This window comes from Pseudoalteromonas sp. P1-13-1a (assembly GCF_001401875.1).
Taxonomy (GTDB): domain Bacteria; phylum Pseudomonadota; class Gammaproteobacteria; order Enterobacterales; family Alteromonadaceae; genus Pseudoalteromonas.
Genome location: NZ_LKDV01000157.1, coordinates 1 through 217 on the forward strand (window position 1 = coordinate 1; position 217 = coordinate 217).

Consider the following 217-nt stretch of genomic DNA (forward strand, 5'->3'; position numbering starts at 1 on the left):
GTGGGTCATGATGGACTTGAACCATCGACCAATGGATTAAAAGTCCACTGCTCTACCAACTGAGCTAATGACCCGCTCTGTGTGCTTACCCTTTAAGTGAGCTGCGTAAATCCGCCGATTGAACCAAACTTTATCTTAATAAAGAATGGTGGGTCATGATGGACTTGAACCATCGACCAATGGATTAAAAGTCCACTGCTCTACCAACTGAGCTAAT

At 44.2% G+C, this 217-nt stretch carries 1 tRNA gene; it reads right to left on the reverse strand.

The annotated features are described in order from the left end of the window. Position 1: 1 nt before the first annotated feature. Positions 2–74, reverse strand: a tRNA-Lys gene (locus tag AN391_RS20250). Between the last annotated feature and the right edge of the window lie 143 nt (positions 75–217).